This window comes from Mycobacterium asiaticum (genome assembly GCF_001668675.1).
In the GTDB taxonomy this organism is placed as follows: Bacteria; Actinomycetota; Actinomycetes; order Mycobacteriales; family Mycobacteriaceae; genus Mycobacterium; species Mycobacterium asiaticum_D.
Genome location: NZ_LZKQ01000120.1, coordinates 12454 through 33703 on the forward strand (window position 1 = coordinate 12454; position 21250 = coordinate 33703).

Here is a 21250-nt window from a genome sequence, read left to right on the forward strand (position 1 = left end):
CTTAAAGACCCGACGCGCGTCCCAGCATGTCCCGTACCGCCAAATGGCTGAACAGCATGCTGGTGCCGATCGGGTTACCCCCGCCCGGATAGGCCGTGCCGCTGGGCGCCGCCATGGTGTTGCCGGCCGCGTACAGGCCCGGGATGGGGTGGCCCGAGCGGTCCAGCACCCGGGCGGCGGCATCGGTGCGCAACCCGCCCTTGGTGCCCAGGTCCGAGATACCGAAGGCCGCGGCATGGAACGGTGGCCGGTCGATGGGCACCAGCGGCGAGGCCCCGCCGGAGAACGCGCGGTCGAACGCCTCGTCGCCGCGACCGAAATCTTCGTCGACACCCGTCGCGGCGAAGCCGTTGAACCGGGCGACCGCGGCCACCAACGCATCGGGCGGCACCCCGATCTTGGTGGCCAGTCCCTCGAGCGTGCCGGCGGTGTGCCACAGCCCGGCGTCCAGATATCTCTGCGTTTCGACGATGGACACGTTGGCGGCCTTGACCGGCGGCACCTCGCCCTCGCGATCGTCGTAGATCATCCAGTACGGCAGTGTCAGCGAGCCGTCCTGCAACTGGGCGATGATCTCGCGGCCGGCCCGGTCGTAGGCGCGTGACTCGTTGACGAACCGGTTGCCGTCCTGGTTGACGAAGATTCCGCCGGTGAACCACAGCGCGAACGCCGAGCGGCCGTCGGGATGGGTCATACCCGGTGACCACCACGCCTGGTCCAGCAGGTCGGTGTCGGCGCCTGCCGCGATGCCTGCCTGCAGCGCCTGGCCTCGGCTGCCGGGACCGCCCATCGTGTCCCGGGCCACGCCGGGCACGCCGTACCGGCGGCGCAGGTCTTCGTTGCCCTCGAAGCCGCCGGCCGCCAGCAGGACACCCCGTCGGGTGCGGATCGCGCTGCGCCGACCCGCGTTCTCGACGACGGCGCCCACCACCTTGCCGTCGTCGACCACGAGTTCGACCAGCGCCGTGTCGCGGCGCAGCGTGGCGTTCGGGTGCTGGGCGATGGCTTTGAGGAAGCGCGCGATCAGGGCGCGACCACCGATGTAGTAGTCGGGCGGGGTGGGCGCGCCGAGTCGGTCGGTGTCCAGCGGCCCGCGGATCGCGTCCCGCAGTTCCGGGGCGGCCGCGACTTTGAGCGGCTTGGCCGCGATGTGCCGCTGCCCATCCAGCCGGGCCTTGGGTGCCTTGCCGTAGTAGTCGGGCCACGGCAGCGGGACGAACTTGATGTTCGGATCCTGCTCGAGGTACTCGACCAGCGGAGCGCCGCCGCGGACGTAGGTTTCCTGTAATTCGCGGGGAGTGCGGTCGCCGACCACGGCGCGGTAGTAGGTCAATGCGTCTTCGATGGTGTCGTCAGTACCGGCGCGGATCAGCACCGGGTTGCATGGAAACCACACCCCGCCGCCGCCCGAATACGCGGTGGTGCCGCCGAACTTGTCGGTCGCTTCGACGAGCAGCACGTCGAGGCCCTCGCGGGCGGCGGTATAGGCGCCGGTTACGCCCCCGCCGCCGGAACCGGCGACCAGCACGTCGTGTTCTTCGGTCCACTCCACCGCAAGACGGGCGCCCATCAGCGGAGAGTACTTAAGGACTGATTAAGGGCCTCCGAAGGGTCCGGTGGGGTTGCCGATAACATCGACTCCCATGACAAGCGTTACCGACCCCTCTGCCCATACCGCAGAACCTGCAGGCGAGCACGTCATTGACATTCACACCACCGCGGGCAAGCTGGCCGAACTGCACAAGCGACGGGAGGAGTCGCTGCACCCGGTCGGTGAAGCCGCCGTCGACAAGGTTCACGCCAAGGGCAAGCTGACGGCTCGGGAGCGCATCACCGCGTTACTGGACGAGGATTCGTTCGTCGAACTTGACGCGCTGGCCAAGCACCGCAGCACCAATTTCGGGCTGGAGAAGAACCGTCCGGTCGGCGACGGCGTGGTCACTGGCTACGGCACCATCGACGGTCGCGACGTGTGCATCTTCAGCCAGGATGCCACCGTGTTCGGCGGCAGCCTCGGCGAGGTGTACGGCGAGAAGATCGTCAAGGTGCAGGACCTGGCGATCAAGACGGGTCGGCCGCTGATCGGCATCAACGACGGCGCCGGAGCCCGCATTCAGGAAGGCGTGGTCTCGCTCGGCCTGTACAGCCGGATCTTCCGCAACAACATCCTGGCGTCCGGCGTCATCCCGCAGATCTCGCTGATCATGGGCGCCGCGGCCGGTGGGCACGTCTACTCCCCCGCGCTTACCGACTTCGTGATCATGGTCGACCAGACCAGCCAGATGTTCATCACCGGACCCGACGTCATCAAGACCGTCACGGGCGAGGACGTCACCATGGAAGAACTGGGTGGCGCCCACACCCACATGGCCAAGTCGGGGACGCTGCACTACGTCGCCTCCGGTGAGCAGGATGCGTTCGAATACGTGCGGGAGCTACTCAGCTACCTGCCGCCCAACAACGCCACCGACCCGCCGCGCGAGCCGGCCCCGCTGCCGGTCGGCGCGATCGAGGACAACCTGACCGACGAAGACCTCGAGCTGGACACGCTGATCCCGGATTCGCCCAACCAGCCCTACGACATGCACGAGGTGATCACCCGAATCCTCGACGACGACGAGTTCCTGGAAATCCAGGCGGGCTACGCGCAGAACATCGTCGTGGGATTCGGCCGCATCGAGGGCCGCCCGGTCGGCATCGTCGCCAACCAGCCCACGCACTTCGCCGGCTGTCTGGACATCAACGCCTCGGAGAAGGCGGCCCGGTTCGTGCGGACCTGCGACTGCTTCAACATCCCGATCGTGATGCTCGTCGACGTCCCAGGCTTCCTGCCCGGCACCGGCCAGGAATACAACGGCATCATCCGGCGCGGCGCCAAGCTGCTCTACGCCTATGGCGAGGCCACCGTCCCGAAGATCACCGTCATCACCCGCAAGGCCTACGGCGGCGCGTACTGCGTCATGGGCTCCAAGGACATGGGCTGCGACGTCAACCTGGCCTGGCCCACCGCCCAGATCGCGGTGATGGGCGCCTCCGGAGCGGTCGGGTTCGTGTACCGGCAGAAGCTGAAGGAAGCAGCCCAGGCCGGCGAGGATGTCGAGGCGCTGCGCCTGCAGCTGCAGCAGGAGTACGAGGACACGCTGGTCAACCCCTACATCGCTGCCGAGCGCGGGTATGTCGACGCGGTGATCCCGCCGTCGTACACGCGTGGGTACATCGGGACGGCGCTGCGGCTGCTGGAACGCAAGATCGCGCAGTTGCCGCCGAAGAAGCATGGGAACATTCCGCTGTGACCGATCTCAGCGAACCGAGCGAAACCACCGAGGTTCCACAGCCGCATGAGCCGCACATCCAGGTCCTCAAGGGCGAACCGACCGTCGAGGAACTAGGTGCGCTGATCGCTGTCCTCGGCACGATCGGCGGCGGGACCGCGCCACCCCCGCCCGAGCCTGCCCGCTGGGGGCTGCCGGTGGACAAGTTGCGCTATCCCGTCTACAGCTGGCAACGCATCACCCTGCAGGAAATGGTGCACATGCGTCGATGACGCGGCTGGTGCTCGGGTCGGCCTCCTCCGGTCGACTCACCGTGCTCCGCCAGGCCGGCGTTGATCCGCTGGTGCTGGTGTCCGGCGTTGACGAAGACGAACTGATGGTCGCGCTGGGACCGGACGCCCCGCCCGAGGAGGTGGTGCGCGTCCTGGCCCGCGCCAAGGCCGAACACGTGACGGCCACGCTGCTCGAACGAGGTTCCGATGTCACCGCGGACTGCGTTGTGCTGGGCTGCGATTCGATGCTTTTGCTGGACGGTCGGCTGTGCGGCAAGCCCGACTCGGTCGCTGCTGCGCGGCGCCAATGGCAGTCGATGGCCGGCCGGGCGGGCCACCTGCACACCGGGCACTGCCTGATCCGGGTGCGCGACCACCGCGTCGTGCATCTGGCCGCGCAAACGTCGATCACCATGGTCCGATTCGGTGAGCCGTCGAGTGATGACCTGGAGGCCTACCTGGCCAGCGGCGAACCGTTGGGCGTCGCAGGGGCGTTCACCCTGGATGGCCTGGGCGGCTGGTTCGTCGACGGCGTGGACGGTGACCCGTCGACGGTGATCGGGGTGAGCCTGCCGCTGCTGCGCGCCCTGTTGGCAGGTTGCGGGCTGTCGGTAGCGGCCCTATGGGCCGGTAATGGTGTCTCCGCATGATGGACGTGCGCCGAGCGTGGGGGCTATGGCCCAAAATGGCTGCGATCTGGTACCGGAGGCTCACGTTCGGCGCGGCATGCGCCGCACAAGCCCCCACCCGAGGAGTGACGTGATCACCTGGGCCGAATTCGCCGCCGCCGCGCCGCACATCGCCGCGATTTTCGAGCGACGGCACCGCGCCGCAGGCAATCTGTGCATGCTGGCCACGCTGAGATCGGACGGGTTCCCGCGGATCAGCCCGATGGAGCCGCGCATCTTCGAAGACCAGCTGTGGATCACCGGAATGCCGAACACCACCAAATACCGTGACCTGCAACGAGATCCACGCCTGTGCCTGCACACCGCGACGGTCGACACCGCGGTATCCGAGGGTGACGCGAAGCTGTGGGGCCGGGCGTATGTCGTCCCCTACGGCGAGTTGCACCGACGCTTCGCCGCGGCACTGTTCGACGAGATCGGGCTCGATCTGCGCGACCAGGAGTTCGACCTCATCGGCGTCGACATCACCGGCGCGTCGGCGGTCGAAGTCCAAGACGACCACCTCGACATCACGGTCTGGAAGCCGGGCCAGCCCGAGCGGGTGGTGCGCAAGCACTGAGTAGGCTTTAGGCGTGCCGCTACCCCCAGATCCAAGTCCCACCCTCTCGGGCTACGCCCACCCCGAACGGCTCGTCACCGCCGACTGGTTGTCCGCCCACATCGGCGCGCCCGGTCTGGCCATCGTCGAATCGGACGAGGACGTGCTGCTTTACGACGTCGGTCACATCCCCGGAGCCGTCAAGATCGACTGGCATACCGACCTGAACGACCCGCGCGTGCGCGACTACATCAACGGCGAGCAGTTCGCCGCGCTGATGGACAGCAAAGGCATCTCCCGCGACGACACCGTGGTGATCTACGGCGACAAGAGCAACTGGTGGGCGGCCTATGCGCTCTGGGTGTTCACCCTGTTCGGCCATCCGGATGTGCGTCTGCTCAACGGCGGGCGGGACCTGTGGCTCTCCGAGCGCCGCGACACCACGCTGGACGTCCCGACGAAAACCTCCACCGGCTACCCCGTCGTGGAGCGCAACGACGCCCCCATCCGCGCGTTCAAAGATGACGTGCTGGCGTCGTTGGGCAGCCAGCCGCTGATCGACGTGCGCTCGCCTGACGAGTACACCGGCAAACGCACCCACATGCCCGACTACCCGGAGGAAGGGGCACTGCGCGGCGGCCACATTCCCACCGCACGGTCCATCCCCTGGGGCAAGGCCGCCGACGAGAACGGGCGGTTCCGCAGCCGCGAGGAGCTCGAACAGCTCTACGACTTCGTCACGCCGGACGACAAGACCATCGTCTACTGCCGGATCGGCGAGCGGTCCAGTCACACCTGGTTCGTGCTGACCCACCTGCTGGGCAAGCCGGGGGTGCGCAACTACGACGGCTCCTGGACGGAGTGGGGCAACACCGTGCGGGTGCCGATCGTCGCCGGTGATGAGGCAGGAGCGGTGCCCGGCTGATGAGTATGCCCGCGCCGCTGGCCGAGGTGGTGTCCGACTTCGCCGAGGTCCAGGGCCAGGACAAGCTTCAGCTGCTGCTGGAGTTCGCCAACGAGCTTCCCGAGCTCCCGTCCGATCTGGCGGAGGCCGCCATGGAACCGGTTCCAGAGTGCCAGTCGCCGCTGTTCCTGCACGTCGACGCCAGCGATCCCGCCCGGGTCCGGTTGCACTTCAGCGCGCCGGCCGAGGCACCGACCACCCGCGGCTTCGCCTCGATCCTGGCGGCCGGACTCGACCAGCAACCCGCCACGGCGATCCTGGCGGTGCCCGAGGATTTCTATACAGAACTGGGCCTGGGTGCGTTGATCAGCCCCCTGCGGCTGCGTGGCATGTCGGCCATGCTGGCGCGAATCAAGCGCCGCCTGCGCGAAGGCGCCCAAGGGGGAACCGCGTGACCGGGCCGACGGCGCGGCGCATAAACTTCCCCCGACAGACTTGTAAGAAATTCTCTTAGAGACGACGACGTCCGGCCATACAGGAGGCGCAGTGCCCAACTCGAGGATCTCGAAGGTTCTCGTCGCTAATCGCGGTGAGATTGCAGTCCGGGTGATCCGGGCGGCACGGGACGCCGGCCTGGCCAGCGTGGCCGTCTATGCCGAACCGGACGCCGAGGCACCTCATGTGCGGCTGGCCGACGAGGCGTTCGCCCTCGGCGGTCAGACGTCGGCCGAGTCCTACCTGGACTTCGCGAAGCTGCTCGACGCGGCCGCTAAGTCCGGCGCCAACGCCATTCACCCCGGCTACGGCTTCCTTTCCGAGAACGCCGATTTCGCGCAGGCCGTGCTCGATGCCGGACTGATCTGGATCGGTCCCAGCCCACAGTCGATCCGCGACCTGGGTGACAAGGTCACCGCCCGCCACATCGCCGCGCGCGCGCAGGCCCCGCTGGTACCGGGCACCCCCGATCCGGTCAAGGACGCCGACGAGGTCGTTGCGTTCGCCAAGGAGTACGGCGTGCCGATCGCGATCAAGGCCGCGTTCGGTGGTGGTGGCCGCGGAATGAAGGTGGCCCGCTCGATCGAGGAGATCCCCGAGCTGTTCGAGTCAGCCACCCGTGAGGCCGTTGCCGCCTTCGGCCGCGGCGAGTGCTTCGTTGAGCGCTACCTGGACAAGCCGCGTCACGTCGAAGCTCAGGTGATCGCCGACCAGCACGGCAATGTCATCGTCGCCGGCACCCGCGACTGCTCGCTGCAGCGCCGCTTCCAGAAGCTCGTCGAGGAAGCGCCCGCACCGTTCCTGACCGACGCCCAGCGCAAGGAAATCCACGAGTCGGCCAAGCGGATCTGCAAGGAGGCGCACTACTACGGCGCCGGCACCGTCGAATACCTGGTCGGCCAGGACGGGCTCATCTCGTTCCTCGAGGTCAACACCCGGCTGCAGGTGGAACACCCCGTCACCGAGGAGACGGCCGGCATCGACCTGGTGCTGCAGCAGTTCAAGATCGCCAACGGCGACAAGCTGGACATCACCGAGGACCCGACGCCGCGCGGGCACGCCATCGAGTTCCGCATCAACGGTGAGGACGCAGGCCGCGGCTTCCTGCCCGCCCCCGGTCCGGTGACCAAGTTCCACCCGCCCAGCGGCCCGGGCGTGCGGATGGACTCCGGTGTCGAGACCGGCTCGGTGATCGGCGGACAGTTCGACTCGATGCTGGCCAAGCTGATCGTCTACGGCGCCGACCGCAATGAGGCACTCGCCAGGGCGCGCCGCGCGCTGGACGAGTTCCAGGTCGAGGGCCTGGCCACCGTCATTCCGTTCCACCGCGCGGTGGTCTCGGACCCGGCGTTCATCGGTGACGATGACGGGTTCAGCGTCCACACCCGCTGGATCGAGACGGAGTGGGACAACACCGTCGAGCCGTTCACCGGCGGCGAGCCCATCGACGAAGAGGAATCCCGGCCACGGCAGACCGTGGTCGTCGAGGTGAACGGCCGTCGGCTCGAGGTCTCGCTGCCCGGTGACCTGGCGCTGTCCACCGGTGCACCCGACGCGGTCGGCGTGGTGCGGCGCAAGCCCAAGCCGCGCAAGCGCGGTGCGCACTCAGGCGCGACCGCGTCCGGCGACGCGGTGACCGCGCCGATGCAGGGCACCGTCGTCAAGGTCGCCGTCGAGGAAGGCCAGCAGGTTTCCACCGGCGACCTGGTGGTGGTTCTCGAGGCGATGAAGATGGAGAACCCGGTCACTGCGCACAAGGACGGCACCATCACCGGCCTGGCCGTCGAGCCCGGCGCCGCCATCACACAGGGCACGGTCCTCGCCGAAATCAAGTGACGCTGAGCTCAAACCTGGCGCCCCCAGCCCGCCAAGGGTAGGGTTCGTGACAGGTTGAGTTCACAGCCACCTGGAAATTACGTCCTGTACGTGCGTCAGGGTCGCGGGTGAATTCCCTCCGCAGATCTTTTCGGATCGCCATTCAAACACGGCTTTTCGCACACTCGATGTGATCCACAGTTCGAACGTTCGTCGACTGATGGGATTCACAATGTCTGTGACACAGCCATGGGCTAAAGCTCCGCCCCCGGAATTCAAAGCCCGCTGGGCAGCTTCAAACGGTGTTGTCGCCGCCGAAGGTGAACTGGACGCCGCCAACGCCGACCAATTCGCTGAGTACGTCGCTCGCAGCGTCCAGGATCAACGCTGGCTGACCCTGGACCTGACCGGTGTGACCTTCATTGGCACAGCAGGGTTTTCGGCACTGCATCGGATCAACGTCGCATGCTCGGCAGCCGATGTGCGCTGGGCGATGCGGCCCAGCCGCGCCGTCGCCCGGCTGCTGCGCCTCTGCGACCCGGACGGCGTGCTGCCGGTCGCGGAATCGGCCGCAGCGCCCGATCCCGCCGAAGCAACATCACTCCAACTGGTCCCGGAGTCGGGCTAGTGATTTCGCCAGCAGCCGGGACACGTGCATCTGTGAGATGCCCACCCGCTCGGCGATCTGCGTCTGTGTCATCGACTCGAAGAACCTGAGCACCAGAACCATTCGCTCGCGTTCCGGCAACGCCTCGAGCAATGGACGCAGTGCCTCGCGGTTTTCGATCCGGTCCAGTCCCGCGTCGACGTCACCCAGGGTGTCAGCAATGGCGCGGGCGTCGTCGTCTTCGTTGCCACCGCCGCTGTCGATGGACAGGGTGTTGTAGGAGCTGCCGGCGACCAGACCCTCGACCACCTCGGCCCGGTCCATACCCAGCTCGGCGGCGAGTTCGGTCGCGGTGGGCGCCCGGCCCAACCGCTGCGACAACTCGGCCGTAGCGGTACCCAGCCGCAGGTGCAGCTCCTTGAGCCGCCGCGGAACCTTGACCGACCAGCTGTTGTCGCGGAAGTGGCGCCGGACCTCACCCATGATGGTCGGCACCGCGAAAGAGACGAAGTCCGAACCGGTTTCGACGTCGAAGCGGACGACGGCGTTCACCAAACCCACCCGCGCGACCTGGATGAGGTCGTCGCGCGGCTCACCACGGCCCTCGAATCGGCGCGCGATGTGATCGGCGAGCGGCAGGCACCGTTCGACGATCTTGTCTTGGTGCCGCTGGAATTCCGGCGAGCCGGCAGGAAAAGCTGTCAGCTCGCGGAACATCTCCGGGACATCGGCGTATTCATTAGGTCGCGTGTTGGAACCGCCGGCAGTTTGCTCAGTCAACTGGCCGTCACTTACTGGGGGCCGCCCGTCGCGCCGTCAACGAGATGCCGAAGACACTTCCCGTTGCGTCAGGCTGGCGACCGTCGTGGAAGGTCTGGACGTCATCGGCCAGGGAGGTCAGGACATGCCAACTGAAGCTGCCCGGCGCCACGACATCGTGTGTGTCGCAGGCGGCGGACGCCTCGACCACGAGCTCGTCTTCTCGCGGGTCGACCACCAGGGTCAGTTTGGCGCCGGGTGTCGCCGAGCGGATCAGCCGCGTGCACACCTCGTCGACCGCCAGCCGCAGATCCGCAACGGCGTCGAAGTCCAGGTCTTCGAAGGTGCCGATGGCACCGACCAGGGTGCGCAGCATCGCCAGGTTCTCCAGGCGTGCAGCGACGGTCAATTCGACGGCGCGGTAACCGCGTTGGCGCCCGTCAGTGCGCTGATCCGCATCGGTCATGTGGCCTCCCGGCAATATTCGACCGACGCCACCCCTGGCCTGGGTCCGGTCTGCGGAGCCGGTCTGCGGTCCGCTCTGGACCACGGGGTCGAGCCGGTTGGTCATGATCGCCACCGGGTATTCAACCAGTTGTCGGCGAGGCAGACGTAACCGACACAGCCCGGGCGGGCCGCATCGCGCCCCTCGCCGTGCGCGCCGGGGTGATTTCGGTCGTGTTTCTCGTGGTTGCAGTAAGTGTCTATGTGGTTGCTGTCGTGCTTTCGTCCCCCATGATGGGGTAACCACGCTGACGAAAGACTGCCGGTACTCATCATGGTGTACACCTGATTCCCACCGCCGGAGAGCGCAAAACCCAGAATTGCTCACATTTCCGACGGGGGCGCGCGGCTGTCGCAGCGGGGTCGGCGGATCCCCTCAGCTGGCGAGTCGTTGCCGCCGCACTTCGGGGTGCTCGGCGTACCAGCGGTCGGCGATCCGGCGAATCCGGCGGTGTTCGATGGCCAGCCAAACCAGACCGCAGACGGTGAGGATGACCGCGACCATGCCGGCCGTCATCCCCTCGGAGTAGTGGCCGCTGCCGAAGGCGGCGAGGGACGCCACGCCGCCGATCACCCCGGCCACGACCAGGAGGTAGCCGGGCCAGTGCAGGACGTCGATAAGCGATTCGCCGGCAAGTGGCCGCGTCGTCCGCAAATGGTCGACGGGGTCACGAAAGGTGTCCCCCATGGCTCCTCCTGTAGTTCTCTACGCCGTCTGCCATTACCAGGCATTACCACCAACGGTAGAACTCCAGGCACCAGTTAGGGAGAGCCAGATCACATTAATTTAGAGGGCGAGCACCGGGCCGGAAACCGGCGCGACCCCGAGCGAAAGCGTCAGCGCCATCAGAGTCAGCAAGAACCAGCCGGCGCCATGCCAGGCCCACCAAACGCCGCGATCGCGCCATACCCGGTAGGTCCGAAGAAACGCCCAGACCCCGGCGGCCAGCAGAATCAACGGCCCGATCAACGCCAGGGTGGCGCGCTCCGGCACGCCACACGCGACGGTGTCGACACTTACCCCCGGGCAGGTGCTAACCCACAACGCGGCCAGGACCAGAAAGCCCACCCCAGCCGCGGCGGCTAGCACGGCGAACCGGACGGCGGCATGGACTTCGACGTCCGCCTGCCCCAAGCGGTCGCCCCGCAATCCTTCGTGCGCTTTTTGCATCGGAGCACCCCAATAGTTCCCTGCGCCCAACAACTGAAGGTTGCAATACCCGCTGATCAGGCACGACAAACGCGTGCGGCGCAGCTCACAGCCGGGAGCGACGCGAGCACCGAGGCGCAGGAGATTGCTCCGTTGCACCAAAGCGTTTATTAGCCGTAGGTACTATCTCTGCTTATGGCGACAGCCAGGAGGCGGTTATCCCCCGAGGATCGACGCGCTGAACTCCTCGCGCTGGGGGCGGAAGTCTTCGGCAAACGACCCTACGACGAGGTGCGGATCGACGAGATCGCCGAGCGCGCCGGGGTGTCTCGTGCCCTGATGTACCACTATTTCCCGGACAAGCGCGCGTTCTTCGCCGCCGTCGTCAAGGACGAGGCCGACCGGCTGTATGCCGCGACCAACACCCAGCCGTCCCCGGGCATGACGATGTTCGAGGAGATCCGGACCGGCGTGCTGGCCTACATGGCCTACCACGAACAGAACCCGGAGGCGGCGTGGGCGGCCTACGTCGGCCTCGGCCGGTCCGACCCGGTCCTGCTGGGCATCGACGACGAAGCCAAGAACCGTCAGATGGAACACGTGATGACCCGCATCGGCGAGGTCGTCGGCGGCATCCCCGGGCAGGCCGCGCTGGAACCGGAAGTGGAGCGCGACCTGCGGGTGATCCTGCACGGCTGGCTGGCTTTCACCTTCGAGATCTGCCGTCAACGGATCATGGACCAGAGCCTGGAAGCCGACCGGCTCGCCGACGCCTGCGCGCACACGCTGCTCGACGCGATAGCCCGAGTGCCGGAGATCCCGCCGCAGCTGGCCGAGGCGATGGCGACCGCTCGTTTCAAGCCGCAAGTTTGACGGGAACGTTTCTGTCAGTGCCTCTTGGCACGATGGCTAGGTGAGCACTTCCCCGCCCGAAGCCCTGTCGCGATTCAGCGCTATCACCCGCGACTGGTTCGCCAGCACCTTCGCGGCGCCTACGTCCGCGCAGGACGCCGCGTGGACGGCCATTGCGAACGGCGACAATACGCTGGTCATCGCACCCACCGGTTCGGGTAAGACGCTGGCCGCATTCTTGTGGGCGCTGGACAGCCTGGCCAGCGCACCCGACCGGCCAGCCGGCACCCGGGTGCTTTATGTCTCGCCACTCAAGGCGCTCGCGGTGGACGTCGAGCGGAACCTGCGCACGCCGCTGACCGGGCTGACCCGGCTCGCCGAGGCCCGCGGTCTGGCCCCACCCGCCATCAGCGTGGGCGTCCGGTCCGGCGACACCCCACCTGCCGAGCGCCGGCAGCTCATCACCCGGCCACCGGACGTGTTGATCACCACTCCCGAGTCGCTGTTCTTGATGCTGACCTCTGCCGCGCGCGAAACCCTGACCGGCGTGCAGACCGTCATCGTGGACGAGATCCACGCCATCGCCGCCACCAAGCGCGGCGCGCATCTGGCGCTGTCGCTGGAACGCCTGGATGAGTTGCGCGACGGGCGCCCGGCGCAGCGAATCGGACTGTCGGCGACGGTACGTCCCGCCGAGGAACTGGCCCGGTTCCTCTCCGGCCAGTCGCCAACCACAATCGTCGCGCCACCGTCGGCCAAGACGGTCGAGCTGTCCGTCCAGGTCCCGGTGCCCGACATGGCCAACCTGGCCAACAACTCCATCTGGCCCGACGTCGAGGCGCGGCTGGTCGACCTGATCGAGCAGCACAACTCAACGATCGTGTTCGCCAACTCGCGGCGGCTGGCCGAGCGACTGACGGCGCGGCTCAACGAGATCCACGCCGAACGCTCGGGCGTCGAACTGCCGAACGGCGGCAACGCCGAGGTCGCCGGCGGGGCGCCGGCGTACGTGATGGCCAGCGGGCAGAGCTTCGGTGCGCCCACCCTGCTGGCCCGCGCCCACCACGGGTCGGTCAGCAAGGAACAGCGCGCCATCGTCGAAGAAGATCTGAAGAGCGGCCAGCTCAAGGCCGTGGTCGCCACGTCCAGCCTCGAGCTCGGTATCGACATGGGCGCAGTCGATCTGGTGATCCAGGTCGAGGCACCGCCGTCGGTTGCCAGTGGGTTGCAGCGGATCGGCCGGGCCGGCCATCAGGTCGGCGAAGTGTCGCGCGGTGTGCTGTTTCCCAAGCACCGCACCGATCTGCTGGGCTGCGCGGTCAGCGTCCAGCGAATGCTGACCGGCCAGATCGAGACCATGAAGGTGCCCGCAAACCCGCTCGACATTTTGGCTCAGCACACCGTGGCCGCGGCCGCCCTCGAGCCGATTGACGCCGACCGCTGGTTCGACACCGTGCGTCGCAGCGCCCCGTTCGCGACGCTGCCCCGCAGCGTGTTCGAGGCCACCCTGGATCTGCTGTCGGGCAAGTACCCGTCGACGGAGTTCGCCGAGCTGCGGCCCCGCCTGGTCTATGACCGCGACAACGGCACGCTGACCGCCCGGCCCGGCGCCCAACGTCTTGCCGTCACCTCCGGTGGCGCTATTCCGGACCGCGGGCTGTTCACCGTCTACCTCGCTTCTTCTGTTGAAGATTCCGAGAAGCCCTCGCGGGTAGGCGAACTGGATGAGGAGATGGTCTACGAATCCCGCCCGGGTGACGTCATCTCGCTGGGCGCCACGAGTTGGCGCATCGTCGAGATCACGCACGACCGAGTGCTGGTGATCCCCGCGCCGGGTCAGCCGGCGCGCCTGCCGTTCTGGCGCGGCGACGACGTGGGCCGCCCGGCCGAACTCGGTGCCGCCCTAGGCGCACTTACCGGCGAGTTGGCATCGACGGACCGGGATGCATTCGGCAGGCGTTGCGCCAGTTGGGGTTTCGACGCGTACGCGACGGACAATCTGTGGACGCTGCTGGACGAGCAGCGCGACGCCACCCGGGTGGTGCCCACCGACACCACGCTGCTGGTCGAGCGGTTCCGCGACGAGCTGGGTGACTGGCGGGTGATCCTGCACTCGCCCTATGGCCTGCAGGTGCACGGACCGCTCGCCCTGGCGGTCGGCCGCCGGTTGCGCGAACGCTACGGACTCGACGAGAAGCCGACCGCCTCCGACGACGGCATCGTGGTGCGGCTGCCCGACACCGGATTCTCCACCGGCGAAGACAATCCGCCCGGGGCCGAATTATTCGTCTTCGACCCCGACGAGATCGACCCGATCGTCACGACCGAAGTCGGCGAGTCGGCCCTGTTCGCGTCCCGGTTCCGGGAGTCTGCGGCCCGCGCGTTGCTGCTGCCCCGCCGCCATCCCGGCAAGCGCTCGCCGCTGTGGCATCAGCGGCAGCGCGCCGCGCAGCTGCTGGAGGTCGCGCGCAAATACCCCGACTTCCCGATCGTGCTGGAAACGATCCGCGAATGCCTGCAGGACGTCTACGACGTGCCCACCCTGACCCGGCTGATGGCGCAGATCGCGCAGCGCAAGGTGCGGGTCGCCGAAGCCGAGACCGCCCGGCCGTCCCCGTTCGCGGCGTCCCTGTTGTTCGGTTACGTCGGGGCCTTCATGTACGAGGGCGACGTCCCGCTGGCCGAGCGCCGCGCGGCGGCCCTCTCCCTCGACAGCACGCTGCTGGCCGAGCTGCTCGGCCGCGTCGAGCTGCGCGAACTGCTCGACCCGGACGTCATCGCCGGCACCGGCCGCCAATTGCAGCACCTCTCGGAAGACCGGGCGGCCCGCGACGCCGAGGGCGTCGCGGACCTGCTGAGGTTGCTCGGCCCGCTGACCGAGGAGGAGGTGGCCGCGCGGGCGACCGCCGCAGACGTAGGCGGCTGGCTGGAAGGGTTGCGCGCCGCCCGCCGGGCGTTGACCGTGTCGTTCGCCGGGCGCAGCTGGTGGGTCGCCGTCGAGGACATCGGCCGGCTACGGGACGGTGTGGGGGCGGCGGTGCCGGTCGGGCTGCCGATCGCGTTCACCGAAGCGGTGGCCGATCCCTTGGGCGAGCTGCTGGGTCGCTATGCGCGCACGCACACGCCGTTCACCACCGCCGAGGCGGCCGCCCGATTCGGGTTGGGGTTGCGGGTGACCGCAGATGTGCTGGGCCGGTTGGCGATTGACGGGCGACTGGTGCGCGGTGAGTTTGTCGTCACCTCCCCCGGCGCCGGGTCCGAGCAGTGGTGCGACGCCGACGTCCTGCGGATTTTGCGGCGACGCTCCCTGGCGGCGCTGCGGGCGCAGGTCGAACCGGTCAGCACGGCGGCCTACGGACGGTTCCTGCCAGCCTGGCATCAGCTGGGGGACGCCTCCCGCGCGTCCGGCCTGGACGGTTTGGCCTCGGTGATCGACCAGCTCGCCGGCGTCCGGATCCCGGCCTCGGCGCTCGAGCCCCTGGTACTCGGCCCCCGCGTGCGTGACTACTCCCCCGCGATGCTCGACGAGTTGCTCGCCACCGGGGAGGTCACCTGGTCGGGCGCCGGGTCGATCTCGGGCAGCGACGGCTGGATCGCGTTCCATCACGCGGACTCCGTCACCATGACGCTGGCCCCGCCCGCCGAGATCGACTTCACCGATGCCCACCGATCGATCCTGGACAGTCTGTCGGGCGGCGGCGCGTACTTCTTCCGTCAACTCGCCCAGGGCGGGCACGCCGAGTCCGAGCTCAAAGCCGCGCTCTGGGAGCTGGTTTGGGCCGGCTGGGTCACCGGGGACACCTTCGCGCCGGTGCGCGCCCTACTCGGCGGTGGGCCCGGCGCCCGTAAGCGTTCGGCGCCGGCGCACCGCAGCCATCGCCCGCCGCGGCTGAGCCGCTACAGCGTTGCCTATGCGCAGGCGCGCGCCTCGGACCCGACGGTCGCGGGCCGGTGGTCGGCGTTGCCGGCTGCCGAGCCGGACTCGACCCTGCGCGCTCACTTCCAGGCCGAGTTGCTACTGAACCGGCACGGCGTGCTGACCAAAGGCGCAGTCGCCGCCGAGGGAGTGCCCGGCGGGTTCGCCACGCTGTACAAGGTGCTCAGCGCGTTCGAGGACGCCGGCCGATGCCAGCGCGGGTACTTCGTCGAGTCGCTGGGTGGCGCGCAGTTCGCGGTCGCCTCCACCGTCGACCGGCTGCGCAGCTATCTCGACGGTGTCGACCCGCAGCGTCCGGATTACCACGCGGTGGTGCTGGCCGCCGCTGACCCGGCCAACCCGTATGGCGCGGCGCTGCCCTGGCCCACCGCTTTGGCCGAGGGCGCCAACGTCGGCGCCCGGCCCGGCCGCAAGGCCGGGGCACTGGTGGTGCTGGTGGACGGCGAGTTGGCCTGGTTCCTGGAACGTGGCGGGCGCTCGATGCTGACGTTCACCGAGGACGCCGAAGCCAGTCGCGCGGCGGCCGTCGCGCTGGCCGATCTGGTCACCGCACGCCGGGTGGCCTCGATCCTGGTCGAACGGGTCGACGGCGTGTCCGTGCTGCAGCCCGGTGGCCCCGACACCGTCGTGACGGCGCTGGTGGACGCCGGGTTCGCCCGCACCCCACGCGGATTGCGGCTGCGGTAGGCATGCCCGAAGGCGACACCGTTTGGCACACCGCGGCCACGCTGCGCGAGCACCTGGTCGGGCGCACGCTGACGCGCTGCGACGTGCGGGTGCCTCGGTACGCGACCGTCGATCTCACTGGGCACCCGGTGGACGAGGTGCTCAGCAGAGGCAAGCACCTTTTCATCCGCGTCGGCTGGGCCAGCATTCATTCGCACCTGAAGATGGACGGCAGTTGGCGCGTCGGTGATCACCGGGTCCGGGTGGACCATCGGGCCCGAATCATCCTGGAAGCCGGTGATATTCGCGCGGTCGGGGTCGACTTGGGGGTGCTTGAGATCCTCGACCGCGAGGACGACGTGGCCGCCGTCGCCTACCTCGGGCCGGACCTGTTGGGCCCGGACTGGGATCCGAAGCTGGCGGCGGCCAACCTGACCGCCGATCCGGATCGCCCCATCTCCGAGGCACTGCTCGACCAGCGCGTCATGGCCGGCGTGGGCAACGTCTTCGCCAACGAACTGTGCTTCGTCAGCGGGCACCTGCCCACTGCGCCGGTCAGCGACGTCGCCGACCCGCTGCGGCTGGTCACCCGGGCCCGGGACATGTTGTGGGCCAACCGGATGCGCTGGAATCGCTGTACCACCGGCGATACCCGGGCCGGTCGGCAGGTGTGGGTTTACGGGCGGGCCGGGCAGCGTTGCCGGCGGTGCGGGACTCCCATCGCCCACCGGGAACCGCCGGGCGGAACCACCGAACGGATGCAGTATTGGTGCCCGGTCTGCCAGCGCTGAGGCCGGATCAGTCCCGGCCGTGGCTCAAGAAGAACTCGGCGATGACTTCCGAGCCGTCGAACGCGCGGGTGGTCGACCCGATTACCGCTTTGGGTAGGTACTGCTTGCCGCCGGGCCAGGTGTGCCCGCCGGTTTCGATCCGGTAGTGCACGACTTCGGTGTTGTCGGCGCACGGCCGCGAGTCGAATCGGCGCACGACGGTGCCGTCGCCGACGTTGGGCAACTCCTGGGACGACGGGTCACCTGGGCAGCGGTCGACTGCCCGCCAGCGGTCGAGCAGGCTGTTCACCGAGATCGCGTGGCTGATGCCGCCGCGACCGCGGACGGCGCCGCCGTTGTACGGGACCACCGAGTCGCCGGTGCCGTGTGCGTCGAGGACCGACACCGGCCGCGACGGGTTGCACGGCACACCGATGCCCAGCGTGCCAGACACCGGGGCGATCGCAGCGAAAAGCTCGGCGTGATCGCACGCCAGGCGGTTGGACATGAAGCCGCCGTTGGACATACCGGTCGCGAAGATGTGTCCGGCCGGGACGTTGTAGTCGCTGCGCAGCTTGTTCACCAGCGACACCAGGAAGCCCACGTCGTCGAGATGCTTGCGGTCGGCCGGCGCCGCCCCGCGCCCGTCGGCCCAACTCTTGTCGTAGCCGTCGGGATAGACCACCAGGAAACCGTTGGCGTCGGCGATGGAGTCGAAGTTGGACAGCCCGCGCTGCCCAGCGCCGGTGCCTCCGCCCCCGTGCAGGTTGAGCACCAGCCCCACCGGCGGGCCTGGCGGAACGTGCACCAGGTACGTGCGGTTCAGGCCGCCGTAGGGCAGCATCCCCGCCTGGTCGCGGGCGCGCGCAGCATGGACTTGGCGTTCGTTGCACCCGACCAGCACGAGCGCAAGCACAGCCAGCGACAGCAATCGCAACCACGGCATGACGTCAAAAGTACCGATCGCCCGCGCTCACCCCGCCGAGGGCGGGCGTGGCATGAAGGTGCCCTTGAGCTCCAGGCCCATCGCCAGGTCCTCGTACTTCTGCTCCTTGCGCTTGCGCCAGCCGCTGCCCGCCGCGATCGGCGGCGGCATCAGCGGTGGGAGCATCGGGAAACCCGAACCGGCGTCTCCGGCCGGAAGCGGCGACACCGCGGACGCGAGCTGCACCGGCATGTGCGCGGCGGTCAGCACGCCGGTAGCCGCCGGCGGCGCCGACAGGCTGCCCATTGAGACCGCCACGCCCATCGCCGCCGTCGGAGCCTCCACCGCGCCGAGCGCGCCCGCGGCGCTGGACAGGCTCGTCGCAGCCGAGCCCAGCGCCGATTCCCCCTCCGAGAGGCCCTCGGCGATGTCGGGGGCGACGGATTGCAGCGCCTGGGCGGAGCTGCTCTGCGCCATGTAGCTGAGCAGGTTGATCGGGAAGCCTGACGAGACGAACTGGTTGGCGTAGGTGTTGGCCAACCCGAACCAGCCCTGGTTGGGGTCGAAGGTGACACCGATCGCCTGCAGGATCGAGTCGAACGGAGACACCGGGGGCGGGACCGCGTCCGCTGGCGCCACCGCCGCGGCGGCGCCCACCGCGTTGGCCTGCGCCGCCGTGGCGGCGGGATCGGCGATCGATGGCGGCGAAACGAACTGCGGCAGTGCGGTGGCCTGCGCCGAAGTCGCCTGATAGCGGTACATCGCCGCCGCGTTGTTCGCCCACATCCGCTCGTACTGCGCTTCTGTTGCGGCAATCGCCGCCAAATTCCGGCCAAGTACATTGGTGGCCAGCAGCTGTGCCAATTGCGTCCGGTTCGCGGCGACCTCCGCGGGCCGCACCACGGCTGCGACGGTGGAGCCGTAGGCCGCCACCGCGGCCTGCACCGAAGAGGCCAGCTGGTGGCACTGCTGGGCGGTCGCGCGCATCCAGGTGAGGTAGGGCACGGCGGCGTCGATCATGGCCAGGGTCGACCGGCCGTGCCACTCGCTGGCCAGGGCCGAGAGCACGGCGGTGTAGGCGCCGGCCGTCTCTTCCAAATCGGTGCCCAGCCGCTGCCACGCGCCCGATGCCTCGATCAACGATTCCGCGCCGGGTCCGGCGTGAATCAGCGCCGAGGTGACCTCGGGGGGCAGTGCTGCGAACTCCATAGCATCTTTATATGACGTGACGGGGAAATTTTTGGAAACATTGCTCTGACCAGGGTCGGAAAAACCCTGAAACATTGCGGGTCGGCACGGCCCGGATGGGCTGCCCCGAAAACCTAAGCTCAGGTGACGGCGTTCACCGCGGTCGACAGTCGCGACTTAAAATCAGCCGGAACGGGAATGTATCCGTTCTCAATCAGGCCGTTCTGACCGTCGCCGATCGCGCTCTGCAGAAAAGCCTTCACTGCCCTACCCACCTGCGCGTCCGGATATTTCGAGCAGACGATTTCATACGTCGCAAGCACGATCGGGTAGGCGCCCGGCTGGTTCGGGCGATAGAACGAGATCGTGTCGAAGGCGAGGTCGTTGCCCGGCCTGATGAACCAAGCCGCGCCGATCGTCTTGCCCACCGTGCCAGGGTCGATGCCGACCGGCTCCGGACCTGCCGATGTGACGACCTTGGCGATATTCAGCCGGTGCGCCAGAGCAAACGACCATTCGACGTAGGTGACCGACCCTTCCGCCCCCTCGACGGCCGCGGCCGCGCCCTCACTGCCCGCCACCCCCTCGCCGACCGCGCCGTTGAATGTCCGCCCAGCGCCGCGGCCCCAGGCTCCGCCCGAGGCGGTATCGAGATACCGCTGGAAGTTCTCCGAAGTCCCGGACTGGTCACTGCGGAAGATGACCCGGATTGGCTTCGCGGGCAGGCTCAGGCCTTGGTTCAGCGCCTGAATTGCGGGGTCGTTCCAATCGGTGATGGCACCGTTGAAAATCTTGGCTGCCGTAGGCCCGTCGAGGTTCAGCGAATCCACTCCCGCGACGTTGTAGGCAATGGCGATGGGCCCGAACACGATCGGCAGATTCCACACCGGTGACCCGCACCGCTGCTGCGCCCGGCCGTATTCGTCTCTGCTCAGCGGTGCGTCGGAACCCCCGAAATCTGTTTGCCCGGTTAGAAATTCGTTGATTCCCGCACCCGAGCCGTTGGCGGTGTAATTCAGTGCGTGACCGGGACAGGCTTGTTGGAAGGCGCGGGCGAAACGGGCCATCGCGTTGGCCTGTGCGGTCGAACCGCTGGCCCTAAGGGTTGCGTTGCCGCCGCAGTCCGCGTTCAGCGTCGAGGCAGGGGTGGTGTTACCGCCCTGAGCGGGGTTGCCGCCATTGGCGCATGCCGACACTGTCGACGAACCAACAACGACTGCGATGAGCGGGGCCGCGAATCGGCTGAACTTTGGATTCACGAGGCATGGTAACAAGTTTCGCGCACGCCGATTTGTTCTCGCCCGGCGCAGCCGCTAGCTGGACGCGATCATTTCGTCCGCAGTTTCTCTCCGGTTCACGGTCCGGACAGCCGGTGCGGTCACCGTCACGGAAAACAGGGATGTCACTCATCGACGATCGTTACGTGCGATGATCGCAATGTAAGCAACGTGTTACGTCAGCCGTGAGGAGGGTTCAACGATGGCCGTCAGTCACCGGCGTTCGCCCTTCCTCCTGCGATCGTTCGTAGCCGCTCCCGCGGTCGCCGCGGCCCTCACTCTGACAGGAATGGTGACGGACTCGTCCGCGCGCGCCGACGGGATCGACAGTCAATTCCTCGGCGCCCTACAGGCGCACAACATCAACTTCGGGACGCCGCAAGCGGCGATCCTGGCGGCTCATCAGGTTTGCGACGAGCTGGACAACGGTAGGCAAAAGGCCGAGGTCGCCAACGAAGTGACGAGCAGCAGTAACCTCGACGGCTACCACGCCGGATATTTCGTCGGCGTGAGCATCGCCGCGTACTGCCCACGGCATCACGCGACGAACTAGCCAACATTTACTGAGTCGTAACGCTCGCGCGTTGTTCACCCACATACACTTTCGATACCAACTCACGGGTGGTAATG

The 21250-nt window shown here is 68.0% G+C and carries 19 protein-coding genes and 1 pseudogene; 12 read left to right on the forward strand and 8 right to left on the reverse strand.

Features of this window, described 5'->3' with window-relative positions; translation table 11 throughout:
* Nucleotide 1: 1 nt before the first annotated feature.
* Nucleotides 2-1570, reverse strand: coding sequence for an FAD-binding protein (locus A9X01_RS10530; protein ID WP_065120709.1), 1569 nt, complete (start codon nucleotides 1568-1570; stop codon nucleotides 2-4).
* A 73-nt stretch (nucleotides 1571-1643) separates the two neighbouring features.
* On the opposite strand from A9X01_RS10530, the gene A9X01_RS10535 reads away from it, so the two are divergent.
* The 8 genes and pseudogenes from A9X01_RS10535 to A9X01_RS10570 all read left to right on the forward strand — a co-directional run bounded on the left by A9X01_RS10535 (nucleotide 1644) and on the right by A9X01_RS10570 (nucleotide 8613).
* Nucleotides 1644-3293, forward strand: a complete 1650-nt coding sequence (locus A9X01_RS10535; RefSeq protein WP_065037350.1) for an acyl-CoA carboxylase subunit beta — start codon at nucleotides 1644-1646, stop codon at nucleotides 3291-3293.
* Between the two features lie 20 nt (nucleotides 3294-3313).
* Nucleotides 3314-3544, forward strand: a pseudogene (locus A9X01_RS10540) (acyl-CoA carboxylase subunit epsilon); the annotation flags it as partial.
* Nucleotides 3541-4194, forward strand: coding sequence for a Maf family protein (locus A9X01_RS10545; RefSeq protein ID WP_065120711.1), 654 nt, complete (start codon nucleotides 3541-3543; stop codon nucleotides 4192-4194). The pseudogene A9X01_RS10540 and the gene A9X01_RS10545, both read left to right, overlap by 4 nt.
* A gap of 109 nt (nucleotides 4195-4303) precedes the next feature.
* On the forward strand, nucleotides 4304-4792 hold the full coding sequence (locus tag A9X01_RS10550) for a pyridoxamine 5'-phosphate oxidase family protein (RefSeq protein ID WP_065120712.1): 489 nt from the start codon (nucleotides 4304-4306) through the stop codon (nucleotides 4790-4792).
* A gap of 13 nt (nucleotides 4793-4805) precedes the next feature.
* A complete protein-coding gene (locus tag A9X01_RS10555) occupies nucleotides 4806-5696 on the forward strand; it encodes a sulfurtransferase (protein WP_065120713.1) in 891 nt (296 codons plus the stop codon).
* The gene (locus A9X01_RS10560) at nucleotides 5696-6130 is read left to right on the forward strand and encodes a SufE family protein (protein ID WP_065120714.1); all 435 of its coding nucleotides are present in this window, start codon (nucleotides 5696-5698) and stop codon (nucleotides 6128-6130) included. The genes A9X01_RS10555 and A9X01_RS10560 overlap by 1 nt, the downstream gene beginning before the upstream one ends.
* A 91-nt stretch (nucleotides 6131-6221) precedes the next feature.
* On the forward strand, nucleotides 6222-8006 hold the full coding sequence (locus A9X01_RS10565; protein WP_065120715.1) for an acetyl/propionyl/methylcrotonyl-CoA carboxylase subunit alpha: 1785 nt from the start codon (nucleotides 6222-6224) through the stop codon (nucleotides 8004-8006).
* Between the two features lie 199 nt (nucleotides 8007-8205).
* Nucleotides 8206-8613 carry an STAS domain-containing protein gene (locus A9X01_RS10570; protein ID WP_081282308.1) on the forward strand — a complete coding sequence of 136 codons (408 nt, stop codon included), beginning with the start codon at nucleotides 8206-8208 and terminating at the stop codon, nucleotides 8611-8613.
* On the opposite strand, the gene A9X01_RS10575 is transcribed toward A9X01_RS10570, so the two are convergent.
* The 4 genes from A9X01_RS10575 to A9X01_RS10590 all read right to left on the reverse strand — a co-directional run bounded on the left by A9X01_RS10575 (nucleotide 8584) and on the right by A9X01_RS10590 (nucleotide 11026).
* Entirely contained in the window at nucleotides 8584-9372 is a 789-nt protein-coding gene (locus A9X01_RS10575) for an RNA polymerase sigma factor SigF (RefSeq protein ID WP_065037357.1), read from the reverse strand. The genes A9X01_RS10570 and A9X01_RS10575 overlap by 30 nt on opposite strands.
* 7 nt (nucleotides 9373-9379) lie before the next feature.
* On the reverse strand, nucleotides 9380-9817 hold the full coding sequence (locus A9X01_RS10580; protein WP_036356472.1) for an ATP-binding protein: 438 nt from the start codon (nucleotides 9815-9817) through the stop codon (nucleotides 9380-9382).
* A 414-nt stretch (nucleotides 9818-10231) separates the two neighbouring features.
* On the reverse strand, nucleotides 10232-10543 hold the full coding sequence (usfY, locus tag A9X01_RS10585) for a protein UsfY (protein ID WP_065120716.1): 312 nt from the start codon (nucleotides 10541-10543) through the stop codon (nucleotides 10232-10234).
* 99 nt (nucleotides 10544-10642) lie between these two features.
* A complete protein-coding gene (locus tag A9X01_RS10590) occupies nucleotides 10643-11026 on the reverse strand; it encodes a hypothetical protein (protein ID WP_065120717.1) in 384 nt (127 codons plus the stop codon).
* A gap of 174 nt (nucleotides 11027-11200) precedes the next feature.
* Between A9X01_RS10590 and A9X01_RS10595 the strand changes: the two genes are divergently transcribed.
* Genes A9X01_RS10595 through nei2 form a run of 3 tightly spaced genes read left to right on the forward strand, consistent with a single transcriptional unit; the run spans nucleotide 11201 to nucleotide 17251 of the window.
* Entirely contained in the window at nucleotides 11201-11878 is a 678-nt protein-coding gene (locus tag A9X01_RS10595) for a TetR/AcrR family transcriptional regulator (protein WP_065037360.1), read from the forward strand.
* A gap of 40 nt (nucleotides 11879-11918) precedes the next feature.
* Nucleotides 11919-16481 carry an ATP-dependent helicase gene (locus A9X01_RS10600; protein ID WP_065120718.1) on the forward strand — a complete coding sequence of 1521 codons (4563 nt, stop codon included), beginning with the start codon at nucleotides 11919-11921 and terminating at the stop codon, nucleotides 16479-16481.
* Nucleotides 16482-16483: 2 nt separating this feature from the next.
* Nucleotides 16484-17251 (forward strand): endonuclease VIII Nei2, encoded by a 768-nt coding sequence (nei2, locus tag A9X01_RS10605; protein WP_065120719.1) that lies wholly within the window; start codon nucleotides 16484-16486, stop codon nucleotides 17249-17251.
* 7 nt (nucleotides 17252-17258) lie between these two features.
* Here nei2 and A9X01_RS10610 read toward each other — a convergent pair whose 3' ends face one another.
* The 3 genes from A9X01_RS10610 to pstS form a co-directional block, all read right to left on the reverse strand.
* Complete coding sequence (locus A9X01_RS10610) at nucleotides 17259-18176, reverse strand: extracellular catalytic domain type 1 short-chain-length polyhydroxyalkanoate depolymerase (protein WP_065120720.1); 918 nt, start codon at nucleotides 18174-18176, stop codon at nucleotides 17259-17261.
* 27 nt (nucleotides 18177-18203) lie between these two features.
* On the reverse strand, nucleotides 18204-19364 hold the full coding sequence (locus A9X01_RS10615; RefSeq protein WP_065120721.1) for a PPE family protein: 1161 nt from the start codon (nucleotides 19362-19364) through the stop codon (nucleotides 18204-18206).
* 119 nt (nucleotides 19365-19483) lie between these two features.
* Nucleotides 19484-20602 carry a phosphate ABC transporter substrate-binding protein PstS gene (pstS, locus tag A9X01_RS10620; protein ID WP_065120722.1) on the reverse strand — a complete coding sequence of 373 codons (1119 nt, stop codon included), beginning with the start codon at nucleotides 20600-20602 and terminating at the stop codon, nucleotides 19484-19486.
* 307 nt (nucleotides 20603-20909) lie between these two features.
* Between pstS and A9X01_RS10625 the strand changes: the two genes are divergently transcribed.
* On the forward strand, nucleotides 20910-21173 hold the full coding sequence (locus A9X01_RS10625; protein WP_253849054.1) for a DUF732 domain-containing protein: 264 nt from the start codon (nucleotides 20910-20912) through the stop codon (nucleotides 21171-21173).
* Nucleotides 21174-21250: the final 77 nt, after the last annotated feature.

Excerpts from the sequence above, each read along its gene's own strand:
- A9X01_RS10625 (WP_253849054.1), top strand. The coding sequence starts at position 20,910 with ATGGTGACGGACTCGTCCGCGCGCGCCGACGGGATCGACAGTCAATTC.
- A9X01_RS10595 (WP_065037360.1), top strand. The coding sequence starts at position 11,201 with ATGGCGACAGCCAGGAGGCGGTTATCCCCCGAGGATCGACGCGCTGAA.
- A9X01_RS10535 (WP_065037350.1), top strand. The coding sequence starts at position 1,644 with ATGACAAGCGTTACCGACCCCTCTGCCCATACCGCAGAACCTGCAGGC.
- A9X01_RS10545 (WP_065120711.1), top strand. The coding sequence starts at position 3,541 with ATGACGCGGCTGGTGCTCGGGTCGGCCTCCTCCGGTCGACTCACCGTG.
- A9X01_RS10610 (WP_065120720.1), bottom strand. The coding sequence starts at position 18,176 with ATGCCGTGGTTGCGATTGCTGTCGCTGGCTGTGCTTGCGCTCGTGCTG.
- nei2 (WP_065120719.1), top strand. The coding sequence starts at position 16,484 with ATGCCCGAAGGCGACACCGTTTGGCACACCGCGGCCACGCTGCGCGAG.
- A9X01_RS10560 (WP_065120714.1), top strand. The coding sequence starts at position 5,696 with ATGAGTATGCCCGCGCCGCTGGCCGAGGTGGTGTCCGACTTCGCCGAG.
- A9X01_RS10530 (WP_065120709.1), bottom strand. The coding sequence starts at position 1,570 with ATGGGCGCCCGTCTTGCGGTGGAGTGGACCGAAGAACACGACGTGCTG.
- A9X01_RS10570 (WP_081282308.1), top strand. The coding sequence starts at position 8,206 with ATGGGATTCACAATGTCTGTGACACAGCCATGGGCTAAAGCTCCGCCC.
- A9X01_RS10590 (WP_065120717.1), bottom strand. The coding sequence starts at position 11,026 with ATGCAAAAAGCGCACGAAGGATTGCGGGGCGACCGCTTGGGGCAGGCG.
- A9X01_RS10615 (WP_065120721.1), bottom strand. The coding sequence starts at position 19,364 with ATGGAGTTCGCAGCACTGCCCCCCGAGGTCACCTCGGCGCTGATTCAC.
- usfY (WP_065120716.1), bottom strand. The coding sequence starts at position 10,543 with ATGGGGGACACCTTTCGTGACCCCGTCGACCATTTGCGGACGACGCGG.
- A9X01_RS10580 (WP_036356472.1), bottom strand. The coding sequence starts at position 9,817 with ATGACCGATGCGGATCAGCGCACTGACGGGCGCCAACGCGGTTACCGC.